General features: G+C 73.3%; 16 protein-coding genes and 1 pseudogene. 11 read left to right on the top strand and 6 right to left on the bottom strand.

Translation table 11 applies throughout. The annotated features are described in order from the left end of the window. Window positions 1-1,170, top strand: a pseudogene (locus tag RBH18_RS38420) (hypothetical protein); the annotation flags it as partial. A 25-nt stretch (window positions 1,171-1,195) separates the two neighbouring features. Here the strand turns inward: RBH18_RS38420 and RBH18_RS38415 are convergent. Then, entirely contained in the window at window positions 1,196-1,933 is a 738-nt protein-coding gene (locus tag RBH18_RS38415; protein ID WP_306215422.1) for an ATP-binding protein, read from the bottom strand. A gap of 299 nt (window positions 1,934-2,232) precedes the next feature. On the opposite strand from RBH18_RS38415, the gene secA2 reads away from it, so the two are divergent. Then, complete coding sequence (gene secA2, locus RBH18_RS38410) at window positions 2,233-4,524, top strand: accessory Sec system translocase SecA2 (RefSeq protein WP_306215421.1); 2,292 nt, start codon at window positions 2,233-2,235, stop codon at window positions 4,522-4,524. Here secA2 and RBH18_RS38405 read toward each other — a convergent pair. Beyond that, entirely contained in the window at window positions 4,510-4,908 is a 399-nt protein-coding gene (locus tag RBH18_RS38405) for an ankyrin repeat domain-containing protein (protein ID WP_306215420.1), read from the bottom strand. The two genes, secA2 and RBH18_RS38405, sit on opposite strands and share 15 nt — an antisense overlap. A gap of 52 nt (window positions 4,909-4,960) precedes the next feature. On the opposite strand from RBH18_RS38405, the gene RBH18_RS38400 reads away from it, so the two are divergent. The 7 genes from RBH18_RS38400 to RBH18_RS38370 all read left to right on the top strand — a co-directional run bounded on the left by RBH18_RS38400 (window position 4,961) and on the right by RBH18_RS38370 (window position 9,709). Next, window positions 4,961-5,350, top strand: a complete 390-nt coding sequence (locus tag RBH18_RS38400) for a cupin domain-containing protein (RefSeq protein ID WP_306215419.1) — start codon at window positions 4,961-4,963, stop codon at window positions 5,348-5,350. Between the two features lie 179 nt (window positions 5,351-5,529). Further along, window positions 5,530-5,976 carry a winged helix-turn-helix domain-containing protein gene (locus RBH18_RS38395; RefSeq protein WP_306215424.1) on the top strand — a complete coding sequence of 149 codons (447 nt, stop codon included), beginning with the start codon at window positions 5,530-5,532 and terminating at the stop codon, window positions 5,974-5,976. Window positions 5,977-6,195: 219 nt separating this feature from the next. Beyond that, entirely contained in the window at window positions 6,196-6,825 is a 630-nt protein-coding gene (locus RBH18_RS38390) for a nucleoside/nucleotide kinase family protein (protein ID WP_306215418.1), read from the top strand. Between the two features lie 235 nt (window positions 6,826-7,060). Next, the gene (locus RBH18_RS38385; RefSeq protein WP_306215417.1) at window positions 7,061-7,483 is read left to right on the top strand and encodes a TraR/DksA family transcriptional regulator; all 423 of its coding nucleotides are present in this window, start codon (window positions 7,061-7,063) and stop codon (window positions 7,481-7,483) included. A 101-nt stretch (window positions 7,484-7,584) separates the two neighbouring features. Continuing rightward, window positions 7,585-8,454, top strand: coding sequence for a DUF72 domain-containing protein (locus RBH18_RS38380; protein ID WP_306215416.1), 870 nt, complete (start codon window positions 7,585-7,587; stop codon window positions 8,452-8,454). A gap of 168 nt (window positions 8,455-8,622) precedes the next feature. Beyond that, window positions 8,623-9,111: a SigE family RNA polymerase sigma factor gene (locus tag RBH18_RS38375; RefSeq protein WP_306215415.1), complete on the top strand. Its 489-nt coding sequence runs from the start codon at window positions 8,623-8,625 to the stop codon at window positions 9,109-9,111. Continuing rightward, entirely contained in the window at window positions 9,104-9,709 is a 606-nt protein-coding gene (locus tag RBH18_RS38370) for a hypothetical protein (protein ID WP_306215414.1), read from the top strand. The genes RBH18_RS38375 and RBH18_RS38370 overlap by 8 nt, the downstream gene beginning before the upstream one ends. A 197-nt stretch (window positions 9,710-9,906) precedes the next feature. Here the strand turns inward: RBH18_RS38370 and RBH18_RS38365 are convergent, their stop codons facing one another. Further along, window positions 9,907-10,689 carry an aminotransferase class IV gene (locus RBH18_RS38365; protein WP_306215413.1) on the bottom strand — a complete coding sequence of 261 codons (783 nt, stop codon included), beginning with the start codon at window positions 10,687-10,689 and terminating at the stop codon, window positions 9,907-9,909. 10 nt (window positions 10,690-10,699) lie between these two features. Further along, window positions 10,700-11,431, bottom strand: a complete 732-nt coding sequence (locus RBH18_RS38360; RefSeq protein ID WP_306215423.1) for a DUF72 domain-containing protein — start codon at window positions 11,429-11,431, stop codon at window positions 10,700-10,702. 81 nt (window positions 11,432-11,512) lie between these two features. Here RBH18_RS38360 and RBH18_RS38355 point away from each other — a divergent pair, with 81 nt between their 5' ends. Both RBH18_RS38355 and RBH18_RS38350 read left to right on the top strand, forming a co-directional pair. After that, window positions 11,513-11,761, top strand: a complete 249-nt coding sequence (locus RBH18_RS38355) for a BatC protein (RefSeq protein ID WP_306215412.1) — start codon at window positions 11,513-11,515, stop codon at window positions 11,759-11,761. Continuing rightward, the gene (locus RBH18_RS38350; protein WP_306215411.1) at window positions 11,761-13,011 is read left to right on the top strand and encodes a cupin domain-containing protein; all 1,251 of its coding nucleotides are present in this window, start codon (window positions 11,761-11,763) and stop codon (window positions 13,009-13,011) included. Before RBH18_RS38355 ends, RBH18_RS38350 begins: the two co-directional genes overlap by 1 nt. 154 nt (window positions 13,012-13,165) lie before the next feature. On the opposite strand, the gene RBH18_RS38345 is transcribed toward RBH18_RS38350, so the two are convergent. Next, the gene (locus RBH18_RS38345; protein WP_306215410.1) at window positions 13,166-14,275 is read right to left on the bottom strand and encodes a hypothetical protein; all 1,110 of its coding nucleotides are present in this window, start codon (window positions 14,273-14,275) and stop codon (window positions 13,166-13,168) included. Window positions 14,276-14,408: 133 nt separating this feature from the next. Then, window positions 14,409-15,002: hypothetical protein (locus RBH18_RS38340; RefSeq protein ID WP_306215409.1), on the bottom strand; the 594-nt coding region annotated here is incomplete at its 5' end.

Raw genomic sequence — 15,002 nt, 5'->3', positions numbered from 1 at the left:
CCGGCCCACGACCGCCCGGAGCCGTCCCGCGTACCCACCGACGTCGACCCGCTCCTGCTCGGCCCGCCCCTGTTCGTGCAGCAGAACCGGCCTCTCGACGCACCCCGCTTCACCCCGTCGGCCCGGCCGCCGCAGCCGCCGGCCCACCTCAACGGTGCCCCGACTCCGCCCGCCGCCCGTCCCGAGAGCGTCCCCGCGCGGCAAGGCGGCCCCCTCGCTCCGCCGCCGGGTGACTCGCTCACTCCGCCGCCCGGAGACCTCCGCGCCGTGCCGGAGAACGATGCGCCGGTCGCCTCGCCCGCCGGCCCTTTCCCGGGGGCAGGCTCCGACCCGTCCGGCCTCGCCGCCCCGCCGGAACCCGTCCAGCTCGGCCGGCCCATCCCCACGACGGCGCCCGCGGAGACCGGCCCGCAGCGCCCGGCCCTGACCCCGCCGGAGTTCGGCCAACGTCCCGCGACGTCCCCGGAAGCCGCTCAGGGCCGCCCACCGCTGGCGCCCCCGGAGCTCGGCCGGCCGAGCCAGCCGTCGCCGGAGCCGCCGCAGCTGGGCCAACCCTCGCGTCCGCCCCTGCAGGCGCCCGACATGGGCCAGCCGTCCCGTCCGCCGTTGCAGGCGCCCGACATGGGGCAACCGTCCCGTCCGCCGCTGCAGGCGCCCGACATGGGTCAGCCGACCCGCCCGGCCCAGCAGGCGCCGAACCTCGGCCAGCCGGGTCGCCCGCCCCTGCAGGCCCCGGACCTGGGCCAGTCGAGCAGGCCCCCGCTCCAAGCCCCCGACCTGGGTCAGACCAGCAGGCCCCCGTTGCAGGCGCCCGACATGGGCCAGCAGGGACCGGCCGCCCAGCCGTCGGGCCTCGGTCAGTTCGGCGGCCAGCCCCCGGCCGCGCAGCAGTTCAGCCCGCAACCGCCGGCGGCGCAGCAGTTCAGTGCGCAGCCCCCGGCGGCGCAGCAGTTCAGTGCGCAACCGCCGGCGGCGCAGCAGTTCGGGCCGGGCGCGGCGGGCAGCCCCGACCAGAACCGGTTCGGAGCCGGCGCCGGGGAAGCGCCGTCCGGTCTCCCCGGACGCCCCGCCGCGAGCGGCCCGGACCCGGCCGCGGCACGACCGGCGCCGCCGCCATGGCCGCCGGCCGGACAGGACGACGCGCCGAGCGGCCTGCCGCCCCGCCAGTAGCCGGACGGGCCCGGACCGACGGGACTCAGGCCAGAGCCGTGGTCAGGTGCGTCCAGACGACCTTGCCCCCGGGCACGGGAAGGACGCCCCACCCGTCGGTGAGCTCCCGGATCAGGTGCAGGCCCCGCCCGCCCGCCTCGGCGGTCGTCGGGTCCTTGGCGCGGGGGAGCAGCCGGCTGCCGTCGCGGACCGTCAGGCACACGCGGTCGTTGCGGAGACCCAGCGTGATCTCCATCGTGGTGTGCGCGTGGCGGACCACGTTCGCGACGAGCTCGGTGGCGACCAGTGACGCCGTGGCGGCGATCTCGCTGCGGTGCCAGGCGGCGCAGGTCTGGGTGACCAGCTGGCGGACCTGTCGGCAGGCGTCGGGGACCGGGCGGAGGCGGACGCGGATGCGCTTGGGCTCCGGCTCGGGCTTGGTATCGGCCAGCGCGTCGGTGCACGTGGCGGCCGTGCTGACGGCGGCGCAGCCCGGCCATTCGGCGATGGCGCGGGCCGTGTCGGGGCGTGCGCCGCACAGGACTATGGGGACGGCCGGCCACTCCGAGGTCTCGCACACGACCGTGCTGAGGACGTCAAGGGCGGCGTGGTCCGGGACCGAGAGGCCGCTCACGTCGATGAGGAGGGACTCGGGCTGGGTGGCGAGGCAGCGGGAGACCGCCCGGGCGAGGGCGTTGCCGGTGAGCCCGTCGAGGGTGCCGCTGACCCGCAGGATCGCCACCGGGAGGTCCTGTTCCGGCCGGCAGACCAGCTGGCTGGACATTCGCCCCCCTTCGCCCCGTCGCGTCGTTCCCGTCGCGTCGTGCGTCACCTGTGCCCCGGCTATGAACCGGGCAAACCCTGACCGGGCTACGAGGATGCCACTCGCCGGGCGGCTCAGCCACTCGAAGTGCAGGCCCCGGTGCCTGTGACTCCGGGGATCCGCACAGTGTGACCAAAGCCCCGAATCGGTCGGCCCATGTCCATCCACGCCTGAGACCGCGGATTCTGGGCTTTTTCCCAGTCGGCGGAGAGCGCAGGTCGCCACCTGACGCGCAGGAAAGTGAAGTACCGTACTCCGCCATGGGTGTGTCTTCGCGGCTGAAGAGCCGGTTCCGCAAGTTTCTGCAGCGTCCGGGCACGACGGTCGATCTCGCGCCGCTCCGGAAGCGGTTGCCGGACATCGAGGCCCGCGAGGAAGCGCTGCACGAGCTCGACGACGAGGCGCTCACCGCCAAGGCCGGCGAGGCGAAGAGCTTCGAGGAGATCTGCGCGGCCGGGCGCGAGGCCGCGCGGCGTGCGCTCGACCAGCGTCCGTACGATGTCCAGCTGCTCGGCGCCATGGCCCTGCTCAGCGGCAAGGTCGCCGAGATGGCCACCGGTGAGGGCAAGACGCTGACCGCCACGATCGCCGCCTACGGGCACGTGCGGCTCGGCAACGGCCCGGTGCACGTGCTCACCGTCAACGACTATCTGGCCCGGCGCGACGCGCAGTGGATGGAGCCGGTCTACCAGCTGCTCGGCCTCACCGTGGGCTGGGTGACCGAGGCGATGACGCACGACGAGCGCCGGGAGGCGTACGCCGCGGACGTCACCTACGTCTCGGTCAGCGAGGCCGGCTTCGACTACCTGCGCGACCAGCTGGTGACCGACATCGCCGACCGGGTGCAGCGGGAGCTGGCGACCGCGATCGTGGACGAGGCCGACTCGATCCTCATCGACGAGGCGCGCGTGCCCATGGTGCTCGCGGGCAGCATCGCCGGCACCGAGGACCCGGTCGTCGACGCGGCGCAGCTGGTCCGCGAGCTGAAGGCCGGCAAGGACTACGAGGTGGCCGAGGACGGCCGCAGCGTCGCCTTCACCGACGCCGGGCTCAAGAAGCTCGAAGAGAAGATGGAGATCGACCTCTACGCCGACGAGCACGTGCGGGAGCTCTCCGCCGTCAACGTGGCGCTGCACGCCGAGGCCCTGCTGCGGCGCGACGTCGACTACATCGTGCGCGACGGCAGCGTCGAGCTGATCGACGAGATGCGCGGGCGCGTGGCGCAGCGCCGGCGCTGGCCCGACGGGCTGCAGGCGGCCGTGGAGGCCAAGGAGGGGCTGCGGGCCACCGCCGAGGGCGAGGTGCTCGACACGATCACCGTGCAGGCGTACATCGCGCTCTACAAGACGGTGTGCGGCATGACGGCGACCGCCGTGCACGTGGGGGAGCAGCTCCGCGAGTACTTCAAGCTCGAGGTCGCGGTCATCCCGTCCAACACGCCGAACATCCGCGAGGACGAGCCCGACCGGATCTACTCGGCGCACGACATGCGCGACGAGGCCCTGGTCGAGGAGATCAAGATCGCCCACGAGAAGGGGCGGCCGGTGCTCATCGGCACCCTCGACGTGAAGGCGTCCGAGCTGCTGGCCAAGCAGCTCGCCGCGGCGGGCGTGCCGTCGGTCGTGCTCAACGCCAAGAACGACGACGAGGAGGCCGCGATCATCGCGGAGGCGGGCGCGCTCGGCGCGGTCACCGTCTCGACGCAGATGGCGGGCCGTGGTGTCGACATCCGCCTCGGCGGCAGCGACGAGAAGGACCGCGACCGGGTCGTCGAGCTCGGCGGCCTGTACGTCATCGGCAGCGGCCGCCACGACAGCCGCCGCGTGGACGACCAGCTGCGCGGCCGCGCGGGCCGGCAGGGCGACCCCGGCGGCTCGGTGTTCTTCGTGTCGCTGGAGGACGAGCTGATCACCCGGCACGCGGGCGACATCCTGCCCGCCTCGCCGCGGATGGACATGGACGGCGTCGTGCACGACGAGCAGGTCGACTACGCGGTCGAGCACGCCCAGCGCGTCGCCGAGGGCGTCAACCACGAGATCCACCGCAACACCTGGCGCTACAGCGTGGTGATCGAGCAGCAGCGCGTCGCCCTGGCCGAGCGCCGGGAGCGGCTGCTGACCAGCGAGGTCGCCGCGATCATGCTGCTCGAGCGGTCCCCGGAGAAGGCGAAGGAGACCGACGAGGACGTGCTCTCCGACGCCGCCCGGTCCATCGCGCTCTACCACCTGGACCGGCTCTGGGTCGACCACCTGGCCGAGCTCTCCGAGGTGCGCGAGGGCGTGCACCTGCGGGCGCTGGGCAAGCTGGACCCGCTCGACGAGTTCCACCGGGCGGCCGTGCCGGCCTTCCAGAAGGTGTTCACCGAGATCGAGCGGCGGACCATCGAGACCTTCGAGGAAACCGACCTCACCGACGGGTGGGAGCCGGAGCGCGCCGAGATCGTGCGGCCGAGTGCGACGTGGACCTATCTGGTGCACGACAACCCGTTCGGTTCCGAGCTGGACAGGCTCATCGCCGCCGTCGGCCGCCGCCTGACCTCAAGCGGGGAATGAGCGCAGCAGCTCCGCCATCGCCGGCAGCTTGAAGAAGTCGGCGGTCTCCAGCGCGCTGGGGCCGCCGTCCTCCGGCTTGGCGCCGGCCTTCAGCAGGAGCTCGACGGTTTCGGCGTTCTGCCGGAACACGGCGGCCGCGAGGGCCGTCTGACCCCGGTCGTTCACGCGGCCGGGGTCGGCGCCGTGCTCGAGCAGCACGGCGACCGTCTCCGGGTGGTTGTGGTAGGCCGCCAGGATCAGCAGCGTGTCACCCTTGTCGTTCGTGAGGTTCGCGGGCAGGCCCTGCCGCAGGAACCCGGCGAGCTCGTCCGTGCCCCCGGTCCGCGCGAGGTCGAAGACCTGGTGTGCGAAGGCGATGGTTTCGGCGTCCAATTCTTCGGCCATGCCTCTCACCCTACGATGCTGATCTCGACGGCACATTTCGAAGGGAGCGCTGGTGAGCGACGGGGTCTACGTGGGCAAGGCGGGCGAGGACGGCATCCGTAACCAGGGATGGCTGCTCGGCCATTTCATGCCGGACGGTGACGTGTTGCACAGTGACGCGGTCGAGGTGAAGTGGGGCGTGCACCCGCCGGGCGACCGGCGCAAGGCCTGGGCCACCCGGGAGACCCGGACGGCGCTGCTCGTGCTGATCCGCGGCACGTTCCACATCGAGCTGCGCGACCGGACCGTGGTGCTGCGCGAGCCCGGCGACTACGTCGTCTGGGGCCCTGGCCAGGACCATTCCTGGGAGGCCCGGGACAGCGAGACCGTGGTCCTCACCGTGCGCTGGCCGTCGGTGCCCGGATGGCGCCTCCCGCCGACTTTCGATCAAACGGCGAAATAAAAGGCGGGAAACAGATTCTGAAACGGCCATCCCAGCATGTGGATGGCGCCTTGACCTGTTTGCGGCGTCCCCGGAAATATCGACACCCGTTGCTGCGCGCCATTTTCGGGGAGGAAATTTTCATGCCGGTCACCGCCGTTGAGGGGATCGGTGGGAAACCCGTTCCGCCCGCCGTGACTGTGACGATCGACATTCCGCTCACGGGGGATTCGCTGCCGCCGCAGGCCCGCCGGCTGCTGGAGGCCGTCCGCGACCTGGTGCAGGCCGGGGAGGCGGTGGCCCAGATCGAGGACGTCCCGGCGCCCGCGCGCTCCGGCGCCGGCCCGGCCGAGATCACGCTCCTGCTCGCCAGCCGCCAGGTGCTGGTGGGCGGCGAGCTGCTGCCGATGACGCGTCTCGAGTTCGATCTCGTGCAGTTCCTCGCCGACAATCCGCGGCGGGTCTTCAGCCGGGCGCAGCTGCTGACGGGCGTGTGGGGCTACGAGCACACCGGCGAGCGCACGGTCGACGTCCACGTCCGCCGGATCCGGGTCAAGCTGGGCGCGGTCCCGTTGATCACCACCGTGTACGGGGTGGGCTACCGGCTGGCCGACGACGCGAACATCGTGGTCCGCCCGCACGAGTAGGTGCCCCAGTTCGCCCGGTGCGCCCGCACGAGCCGGTGCCGCCGCGCGAGCCGGTGCGCCCGCACGAGCCGGTGCGCCCGCATGAGTTGGTGCCCCGCACGAGCCGGTGCGCCGGCGCGGGCAAGGGGCACCGGCGCGAGCGGGGTGCGTCCGCGCGAGCAGGGTGGGTCCGCGCGAGCAGGGTGCGTCCCCGCGAGCCCGCGCGAGTACGGTTGCCGGGTGCGTGTCCGCCCGGTGTCCGTCGACGTCCTGATCGAGGAGCTCGCCGACCGGATCGTGCGCGACCACCCCGCGGGCCGCGTCCGGGTCGCGATCGACGGGGCCGACGCCGCCGCGCCGGGCGTGCTCGCCGACGCGCTGGTGGACCCGCTGCGGGTCCGGGGCCGCCCGGCCGTCCGCGTCGCCACCGCCGACTTCCTGCGCCCCGCGTCCGTACGGCTGGAGCTGGGGCGCACCAATCCGGACTCCTACTACGAGGGCTGGTTCGACGAGGCCGGCCTGCGCCGCGAGGTGCTCGACCCGGCGGGCCCCGGAGGCAGCGGCCGCGTCGTCACCCGGCTCTGGGACGCGACGGCCGACCGGGCGGCCCGCGAGCCGTACCGGGAGCTGGCGCCGGAGGCCGTGATCCTGGTCAGCGGGGCGCTGCTGCTCGGCGCCGGGCTGCCCTTCGAGCTCACCGTCCACCTGCACCTGTCGCCGGGCGCGCTCCGGCGCCGTACGGCCGCTGATCAAGCCTGGACCCTCCCCGCCCTGGACCGGTACGCCGGAGAGGTCGGCCCGGCCGCCTTCGCCGACGTCGTCGTGCGGCTCGACGACCCCCGCCGCCCCGCCGTCGTGCTCGCCTCCTGAGGGGGTCGTCAAGACCGCGATCGTGAGTGAATGACCCCCTGTGACCTGCGACGCGAAAGCAGCTTTGCCCAGTCCGTGGCGGTAGCCAGCACTGACAGTTATGCTGCGGTTACTTTTTTGCGGGGATCCCCGTTTGGGATCTTCGGCGGTGGGTATCAGCCCGAGCCACGGTGCGAACCGGGGCCGGGGCGGGGGAGCCCACCGGCAGGGGCAGAGGGAAGGGCAGGGGGAGCACATGCTCGTCAACAGCGCGGTCATCACGGGTAAAGGTGCCGACACCGCCAAGTCTCGCTCGGGTGAGGACCTGGAGCGGATCAGGGTGCTGCTGCAGGCCCGGTACGACGACCTCAACGCCGAGTACGAGGAGGCGGTCGCCGAGAACCAGCGGCTGCGGCTGGTCGAGATCGGCGACGCCGCCGGTGACGACCAGGCGGACAGCGGCTCCAAGACGGCCGAGCGCGACGCGGCGACGTCGCTGCTGCGGACCCTGCTCGACCGCCGTACGCAGGCCGAGGTGGCCATGCAGCGGCTCGACGAGGGCACCTACGGCAACTGCGAGGGGTGCTCGAACCCGATCCCGGTCGAGCGGCTCGAGGTCTTCCCGTCGGCCACGACGTGCGTGCACTGCAAGGCCAACCGCGAGCGTCGCGCGGGCTGATCAGGCGCAAGGGTCTGCCCGGCCGATCGGGGCAGGCTCCTGAGTCCGCCTCCCGGGTTGCCCGGGAGGCGGACTCGGCTTATCGGTCCTAATGTGGGCGCATGGGTGACATCCAGGTCGGCACGGCGTCGTGGACCGACAAGACGCTGATCGCCTCGGGGTGGTACCCGAAGAGTGCGGACAACGCCGAGAAACGGCTCGCCTATTACGCGAAGCAGTTCCCGGTCGTCGAGGTGGACAGTACCTATTACGGGCCGCCCGCCGAGCAGACCGCGCGATTGTGGGCCGAGCGCACGCCGGCCGGATTCACCTTCAACATCAAGGCGTACAGCCTGCTCACCGGCCACCCCACCAGAGTGACCTCGCTCTACAAGGATCTCCGCCCGGAGACGGGGAAGAAGAACGTCTATCCCGACGATCTCCCGCCGCAGACCTACGAGGACGTCTGGACCCGTTTCCTGTCCGCCCTCGACCCGCTCGCCGCGGCCGGCAAGCTCGGGGCGATCCTCTTCCAGTTCCCGCCGTGGTGGGGCATCCGCCGCGACCACAAGGACCATCTCAAGGAAATCGTCGCCCGCTGCAAGCCGCTGCGCCCGGTCTTCGAGTTCCGCAACGCCACCTGGTTCGAGGGCGACAACGCCGGCGAGACGCTCGCCTTCCTGCGCCGCCACGAGTTGCCTTTGGTCTGCGTCGACATGCCGCAGGGCTACACATCGTCGGTGCCGCCCCTCGCCGAGGCCACCGCGGACCTGGCCGTCGTCCGTTTCCACGGCCACAGCGCGAAGTGGACCAGCAAGGACATCCAGGAGAAATTCCACTACGACTATTCGCGCGACGAGCTCGCCGCCTGGGCCCCGAAACTGCGCAAGCTGGCCGCCGAGACCGACCGCACCCAGGTCTTCATGAACAACTGCTACGGCGACAACGCCCAGCGCAACGCGAGAACCCTGGTGGACCTGCTGGGCGAATAAGCCTCCGGCAGATATGAGTACGGGCTCCCACTCCGAGCGTTCGCCACGGCCGGGACTACTCGTGCGGGGCGCGAGCACCTGCCGTGCCCGGCCCGGGCGCACGCGACTCACCCCGGGCGCAGCGTTTCCCGCCTCCCGGAGCCTCTTCTTCATGAGGAGGTGCACGACATGACATTCCAGGAGTACGTGGCGCAGCGGGGAGACACCTTGCTGCGTTTCGCTCATGTGCTCACGGGTGGCGACGCGCACTCCGCACAGGATCTGACGCAGACGACCCTGGTCGACGTCTACCGCCACTGGCGCCGGGTGAGCGCGGCGCGGAACACCGACGCCTACGTCCGCCACATGATGGTCAACGCGCACCTGCGCCGCGGGCGGCTCCGATCCTCCACCGAGGTGCCGGCGGAGCAGCAGGACCGGGGCGCCACGGTCGCGGACCCCGCCGACGAGGTGGCCGCCCGCGACGAGACCCGGCGGCTGCTGGCCCGGCTGCCGCCCCGGGCCCGGACGATCCTGGTGCTCCGGTATTACGCCGATCTCGACGACAACGCCATCGCCGACGTCCTGCGGATCAGCCCGAGCACCGTCCGCGCCACCGCCTCCCGGGCGCTGGCCGGCCTGCGCGACAAGCAAACCCTGGGGAACAAGCATGAGTGAGCAGCGCATCTCCGCCGTCTTCCACGAGGACGCCGGCCGCGCCCCGGCACTGGACGCCGACGTCGCGGAGCAGGTCGTACGCATCGTCCGGAGACGGCGCACCCGATGGGGCGTCGCCGCGGGAGCGACCGTCGCCGTGCTGGCGATCGGAGCATCGGCAGGAGCCGGCATGCTGCGCGACGAGCCGGCGCCACCAGCCGCGACCGGGCCCCGGGGCGCCCTGCCCGGCGCGGGCTCGTTCGACTGCGAGCCTCCCGAGTCGCCCGCCGCGGTGGCCGCGCGAACCATGTCGTTCGACGGCACCGTCACGGCCATCGCCGAGGACCCCGTCACAGGCACGCGGGACGCCACCGTGACCTTCAAGGTCAACGAATGGTTCCGCGGCGGCCCGGGCCCGACGGCAACAGCCACCATGCGGGCGCCGCTCCCGCCGAACGTCCTCGAGAGCGAGGCCGGGCCGGCCTACACGACCGGAACCCGGCTCCTCGTGAGCGGCGACGCCCCCGGAGGCCGGTTGCGCGCATGGGGCTGCGGCTACACCCGGTACTACGACGACCAGACGGCCGCTGCGTGGCGCCAGGCAGCACGCGAAAGGTGATCGGCGTCCCGCAGGGCGGGCGTGGCGAGGTCTCGCGTGCTCGGGGTGAGGCGCGTTCACCGGGCCGGGGACCGCAGGGGCTCGCGCGGCCGGGGTGAGTCGCGTGCGCCCGGGCCGGGCACGGCAGGTGCTCGCGCCCCGCACGAGTAGTCCCGCCCCGGGCGAACGCTGTCAGCGGGAGCCCGTATTCATATGGTTCAGAGCTCGTCCCACGGCACCGACGCCAAAGTCTCACGCAGGATCTTCTCCGCGCGCTGGTCCGCGACCGGGACCTCGTCGATGCTGCCGATGCCCCGGACGCCGTGCGAGTTGACCGCCGCGGCGCCCGCGAAGCCGGTGAGCTCGCCCACCTTGACGGGGCGCAGGGTCCAGGGGGTGCCGTCGATGGACATCTGGAGCTGGAGGAGGACCATGGTGATGCCCCTGAGCATCGGGGCGGCCGGCCAGATGATCTCCTCGCCGTCGTAGAAGGCGGCGTTCCAGACGGTGCCCTCGCTGACCTGGCCGTCGCGGGCGACGAAGAGGCGGTCGTCGAAGCCGGCCAGGCCCGCCTCGCGGAGGTGGTAGCTCAGCATGAAGGTGCCGCGGTGCTTGTGCTCCGGCAGGTCGCGCTCGTAGGGGACCGTCTGGACGCGCAGCGGGTGGCTCGGCGGCTCGGGGGCCGGGTCGGTGACCGAGACGAGGACGTCCGGCGGGTCCTGGTCGCCGGGGCCGGGGACCAGGGTGACGCGCACGGAGGCGTCGCGCACCGGGCCGAGGGCGTGGCGGATGCGGGTGAGCAGCTGGTGCTCCTCGGCGACGCCGATGCGGTGGCCGAAGAGCTCCTCGGAGCTGTCGGCGAGCCGGGCCAGGTGCAGGGCCAGCCCGCGGACCCGGCCGGCGCGCACCTGCATGCTCGTGAAGTGCCCGTAGCCGAGCGTCGCGATGCGGTGCATCTCGGCCAGGTCGGGCACGCGCCCGTTCAGTTCGACGGTCAGCACTCCGACCACCCTACGGGGTGCGTGTGACATCGCGGCCGCGGCGGCGGGCGAGGCGCGCCATGGTGGTGGCGTTCGTCACGGCGGCGCCTCCGGGATCGTTGTTGAAGTAGACGTACGCGGGGAGGTCCGGCAGCCGGTCCACCCAGGTCGCGAGCGCCTCCCTCCCATAGTGCGGCCACGGGTGCGCCCGCCCCTCGTGCAGCCGCAGATAGACCCAGTCGGCGGTCACCCAGAGGGGTGTCACCGGGCGGCCCTTCCGGTCGGCCCAGGACAGTGCCGCGTTGCGGGCCTCCAGCGCTTGCCGGCAGGACGGCACCCACCAGCTGTCGTGCCGGGGCTCCACGGCGACGCGGACGCCGGACGGGAACTCGGACAAAACGCCGCGTAGCAGGCCGGGATCGAACTGCAGCGTCGGCGGGAGCTGCAGCAGCACCGGCCCGAGCTTGTCCCCGAGCGCGTCAGCCCGCGACAGGAACCGGGCCACCGGCTCGGCGGGATCCTGCAGCCGCTTGATGTGCGTCAGATAGCGGCTCATCTTGACGGCGAAGCAAAAGTCGTCCGGCGTCCGGGCGCGCCAGTTCGCGAAGGTGTCCCGTTCGGGCAGCCGGTAGAAGGCGTTGTTGACCTCGACCGACGCGAACGACCCGGCGAAGTGTTCCAGCCAGAGCCGCTGCGGCAGCTTCGGCGGATAGAGCCGGTCGTCGCCGCGCCAGTCCTTGTACTGCCAGCCTGAGGTCCCCATCACCAGCACGCCGGACTGCTTACCGGTTTTCCGGTGATCGAAACGGGTACCAGCGGGTCACACCGAGGGAAGGGAAACGTGATGCGACTCAACGACGACGACATCACCGGCGGCAGCAGCACGTCCGGCGAGGGCGTGGCGGACGGCGGCGCGAACCCGGGCGGCCACGACGGCGGCGCGGACGGCTCGGCGGGCGAGGGCCCGGCCGACGGCGGCGCGAACCCGAACGGCCACGACGGCGGCGCGGACGGCTCGGCGGGCGAGGGCCCGGCCGACGGCGGCGCCAACCCGAACGGCCACGACGGCGGCGCCGACGGCTCCGCCTCCTGATGAGCACCTCCGTTCCAGGGCCGGCCGCCGAGGCGCCGGCCCTGGCCCGGGCCGTCGCGGCCGACCCGGCCAAGTTCGCCGAGGCCTACTGGGGGCGGCAGCCGCTGCTCACCCGGGCCGACGAGCTGGCCGGTCCGGACGGCTTCCGGGACCTGCTCGCCCCCGACGCCGTCGACGAGCTGCTGAGCGAGCGCGGCCTGCGCACCCCGTTCCTGCGCGTCGCCAACCAGGGCAAGGTCCTGCCGGCCGCGTCCTTCACCGGCAGCGGCGGCGCCGGCGCCGAGATCGGCGACCAGGTCCGCGACGACAAGGTCATGCAGCTGTACGCCGACGGGGCCACCCTGGTCCTCCAGGGCCTGCACCGCATCCACCCCCCGATCATCGACTACGCCCGCCGCCTGGGCGCCGAGCTCAACCAGCCCCTGCAGGTCAACGCGTACCTGACCCCGCCGGGCAACAAGGGCTTCGCCACCCACTACGACACGCACGACGTCTTCGTCCTGCAGGTCGACGGCACCAAGCGCTGGAAGATCCACCCGCCGGTCCTCCCCGAGCCCCTGGAACGCCAGGCCTGGGGCGGCCGCGCCGACGAGGTGGGCGCCACCGCCGCCGGCGACCCCGCGCTCGACGTCGTCCTGCACCCCGGCGACGCCCTCTACCTGCCGCGCGGCTGGCTCCACGCCGCCGAGGCCCAGGGCGAGCGCTCGCTGCACCTGACCTTCGGCGTCCGCGCCCTCACCCGCTACGCGATCGTCGAGGAGCTCCTGCACCTCGCGGCGGAGGATCAACGGCTGCGAGCCACCCTCCCGTACGCCATGGACGTCGCCGACCCGGAGGAAGTCGCCCCCGAACTCGAGGAAACGGTCACCGCCCTGCGCGACTGGCTCCTCACCGCCGACCCGGCCGCGGTGGCCGCCCGCCTGCGCACCCGCGCCTGGTCCGCCCGCCGCCCGCAGCCGGTCAAGCCCCTGGCCCAGCTGGCGTACGCCGAATCCCTGACCCCGGGAAGCCCGATCGCCGCGCGCCATGCGCTGTTCTGGCAGCTCCGCGCGGACGGCCCGGAGCACGTCGTCCTGCAGCTGGAGGGACGCACCCTGCGCTTCCCCGCCTTCTGCGAACCGGCGCTGCGGGTGGCCCTCGACGGCACCCCGCACCGGGTCAGCGACCTCCCCGGCCTGGACGACGACGAGGACCGGCTGGTCCTCGCCCGCCGCCTGCTCCGCGAGGCCGTCCTGGTCCCGGCCGCCTGAACCCGCCGCCCGCAAGGCCGTGTCCCCCTCCCGGTGGGCGCGGCCTTCGGCGACAGGAGTACGGGCTACCCCTGCGAGCGATCAGGACCACTCTTGCGCGGCGCGAGCACCTGCCCGCCCGGCTATGCGGACGCGCTCAATCCGCGAGCGCTGCTCAGGTCGGCGTCAGGTCATCGTCATGCCGATCGGCGGTGAAGGCGGACCACCAATCGCCGAACTTGGCCGTCACCTCGGCGTCCACCAGCGTACCGACGCCCCGGGCGGCTCCCGCGGCGCCGAGGCCGATGACCGCGCTCCCGCCCAGAAGGTGACCGTCCACCAAGACGGTCGTCCCGTATGCGATGACGGCGACACCACTGACCACCATGGTCGCGCCGCCCAGGGTGCGCCGGCCGTGCAGCACCACCACGCCGAGGACGACGGCGACGACGCCGAGACCGGCGACAGCGAGACCAGCGATGACATGCCCTCGGGTCAGCTGGGAGAAGCCCAGGACGAGGGCCATGCCGCCGAGCCCGGTGCCGGCGGGGCCGCCCACCACGTGACGGCCGCGCAAGACGGTGACGCCGTGGAGGATCCCGGCCACTCCTGCGCCGCTGCTCGCCGCGCCTGCCGGGATGTCGCCGGAGCGCAGCCAGGCCGCACCGAGCAGGGCGGCCGTGACACCCAAACCGATGGCTGCCGCCCCGGTGAGCAGCGGCTCGCCCCGCAGCAGCGCCGCGCCGAACACCACGGCGGCCGTCCCGAACAGAACCGCCGCCACGCTGACCAGGTCCTGAAGGTGAGCAGCCCCGAAGACGGCCAGTGCGATGCCGATCCCGACGGCCGCAGCTCCTCCGAGGAGAGTGCCGGCGGTGTGCAGCGATCCGGACAGCAGCACGGTGACGGCCAGCAGTCCCGCGGCTGCCAGGGTCAGGGCTGCCGCCAGGCCCCCGGACAGCGTCGCGGCCGTGACTGTGCAGGCGGCGGCGAGTGTCCACAGCACCAGCCGAGCCGTACGGTGCAGGGCTGATCCGGGATAGCGGCGTAGCCAGCCGGCGACACCGAGCACACCACCGAGACCGGTGATCATGGTGAGGGCCGGGACTCCGCGCTCGCTGAGCAGGTTGACGCTGACGCCCAGGGCGACGACTCCGAGCAGGAAGCCGGCCGCCCGCCCGTACCAGTCCAGCCGGCCTTCCTGGGACCCGGACGGGCGGGTTCCGGGATCCCGCGCGCCGGGGCCAGAGCGTTCCGGACCCGGTGGGGCGGCAGGCATGCCCATGCCGTCCAGTCTGCCCCGAGTCGGCGGCAGGCAGAACCCCGGTAGCCGCCGCTCTCGTGGTGCGGTTCCCCCGGTCGAGGGCGGCGGCCTGGACGGCGGGTCGGCGGCGGCCGCGGCGGCGCTTACCGTCCGGTCACCCGGTGGCCGCGCTGTTGCGGACGATGACCAGGATCAGGCCCGCGGTGATCAGGGCCGAGGCCAGGACGGTGACGACGGTGGAGGCGTCCAGCGGGGTGTCCGCGCGGTCGGCGACCCGCTTGGCGAGGATGACCGCGAGGATCGGGCCGAGCAGCGCCACGATCAGCGCCACCACCGGCAGGCCGACGGCCAGGTCGCCGCCGCTTTCCCGGCCCGCCCAGCGCAGCAGCGACCACGCCGCCAGGCCCACCGCGCCGCCCAGGGCGCCCAGGCCGACGTACAGGACGGCGGCGCCCTTGATGGGTTTGACCGCGGCCTTGCGGTTGGCCGTGGCCTCGGCCTCCTGGAGATAGTCCTCGACGCCGCGGTCGCGCTGGCGGGGGACGACCGGGCCGGGCGGGCGGCCGAAGCGCTCCGCCGGGCGGCCGGCCGCGTGGGCGAACTCCGACCAGAGGCGCTCGACCGTGGCGTCGACCTCGTCCAGGCGGCGCTGGGCGGCGTCGGCCTCGGCGGCGGCCTCGCGCACCCGGCGGTCCGCGGCCCGGACGGCCTCGTCGGCCTCGGTGGCGCGGGTGTCGTGCCAGGTGCG

Origin of the sequence: Actinoplanes oryzae (assembly GCF_030757795.1) — a bacterium.
In the GTDB taxonomy this organism is placed as follows: domain Bacteria; phylum Actinomycetota; class Actinomycetes; order Mycobacteriales; family Micromonosporaceae; genus Actinoplanes.
Note: the sequence above shows the minus strand (reverse complement) of the source record. Positions and strands in the feature narration are given on the sequence as shown.

Coding starts and splice junctions, on each gene's coding strand:
- RBH18_RS38415 (WP_306215422.1), bottom strand. CDS start 1,933: ATGTCCAGCCAGCTGGTCTGCCGGCCGGAACAGGACCTCCCGGTGGCG.
- secA2 (WP_306215421.1), top strand. CDS start 2,233: ATGGGTGTGTCTTCGCGGCTGAAGAGCCGGTTCCGCAAGTTTCTGCAG.
- RBH18_RS38405 (WP_306215420.1), bottom strand. CDS start 4,908: ATGGCCGAAGAATTGGACGCCGAAACCATCGCCTTCGCACACCAGGTC.
- RBH18_RS38385 (WP_306215417.1), top strand. CDS start 7,061: ATGCTCGTCAACAGCGCGGTCATCACGGGTAAAGGTGCCGACACCGCC.
- RBH18_RS38380 (WP_306215416.1), top strand. CDS start 7,585: ATGGGTGACATCCAGGTCGGCACGGCGTCGTGGACCGACAAGACGCTG.
- RBH18_RS38375 (WP_306215415.1), top strand. CDS start 8,623: ATGACATTCCAGGAGTACGTGGCGCAGCGGGGAGACACCTTGCTGCGT.
- RBH18_RS38370 (WP_306215414.1), top strand. CDS start 9,104: ATGAGTGAGCAGCGCATCTCCGCCGTCTTCCACGAGGACGCCGGCCGC.
- RBH18_RS38360 (WP_306215423.1), bottom strand. CDS start 11,431: ATGGGGACCTCAGGCTGGCAGTACAAGGACTGGCGCGGCGACGACCGG.
- RBH18_RS38355 (WP_306215412.1), top strand. CDS start 11,513: ATGCGACTCAACGACGACGACATCACCGGCGGCAGCAGCACGTCCGGC.
- RBH18_RS38350 (WP_306215411.1), top strand. CDS start 11,761: ATGAGCACCTCCGTTCCAGGGCCGGCCGCCGAGGCGCCGGCCCTGGCC.
- RBH18_RS38345 (WP_306215410.1), bottom strand. CDS start 14,275: ATGGGCATGCCTGCCGCCCCACCGGGTCCGGAACGCTCTGGCCCCGGC.